Origin of the sequence: Mesorhizobium sp. M7A.F.Ca.AU.002.02.1.1 (assembly GCF_003998535.1) — a bacterium.
GTDB lineage: Bacteria > Pseudomonadota > Alphaproteobacteria > Rhizobiales > Rhizobiaceae > Mesorhizobium > Mesorhizobium ciceri.
Window position 1 is genome coordinate 1 of record NZ_RZPB01001274.1, and the last position, 1,018, is coordinate 1,018.

General features: G+C 62.2%; 1 protein-coding gene and 1 pseudogene. Both read left to right on the forward strand.

The window, feature by feature from the left end:
• Positions 1 to 152, forward strand: a pseudogene (locus EN879_RS40460) (efflux transporter periplasmic adaptor subunit); the annotation flags it as partial.
• On the forward strand, positions 149 to 1,018 hold an 870-nt coding region (locus tag EN879_RS37090), incomplete at its 3' end, for an efflux RND transporter permease subunit (RefSeq protein WP_164774901.1). The pseudogene EN879_RS40460 and the gene EN879_RS37090, both read left to right, overlap by 4 nt.

A 1,018-nucleotide genomic window follows, 5' to 3' on the forward strand; every position in this document is an offset into this window, starting at 1 on the left:
ATCAAGGCATGGTCGAGATCGTCGAGGGGCTGAAGGCCGGCGACGAGGTCGTCACCGCCGGTCAGAACCGCCTCTTCAACGGCATGTCCGTCGTTGTGGACAACACCATCGACCCGACCAAATCGGCGAACAAGCAGGCCGACCAGCAATGAGCTTTTCAGATCTCTTCATTCGCCGGCCTGTTCTTTCGACGGTCCTTGCTTGCATGATCCTGCTCCTGGGTTTCCAGGGCATCTTCAATCTGTCGATCCGGCAGTATCCGAAGGTCGATGAAACGGCCATCACGATCACCACGGCCTATCCAGGCGCCAGCGCCGATCTGATCCAGGGCTTCATTTCCGCCCCGATCGCCCGCGCCGTCGCCTCGACCGAAAACATCGACTACGTCACCTCGTCCAGCCGCCCGTCCTCCAGCACCGTGACGGTGCAGATGAAGCTCGGCTCGAACCCCGACGTCGCGCTGACCGAAGTTCTGTCCAAGGTCCAGGGCGTGCGCGGCACTTTGCCGGACGCGTCGAAGGACCCTGTCATCGTCAAGGGCACCGGCCAGCAGTTCGCGATGATGTACATCTCGATGCAGAATCCGAACATGACGAAGGAGCAGCTGACGGAGTATATCGAGCGCGTCATCAGACCGCGCATGTCGACGGTCGAAGGCGTCGCCGACGTGCAGATCTTCGGCGCCCAGGAATACTCGATGCGCGTCTGGATCGATCCGGTCAAACTTGCAGCGCGCGGCGTGACCGCCTCCGAACTGCTGACGGCGATCAACAATTCCAACTTCCTGTCGGCGCCCGGCAACACCCAGAACGAGTATGTCGTTTCCTCGATCACCGTGCGCTCGACATTGCAGACGCCGGAGGCATTCGCCGAGCTGCCGCTGCGCTCGACCGACGGCAATGTGGTGCGGTTGCGCGACGTGGCTCGCGTCGAACTCGCCGCCGAGAACACCGATACCAGGGTCTCGTTCAACGGCAAGCCAGGCACCTTCCTCGCCATCTTCCCGACGCCGGCGGCC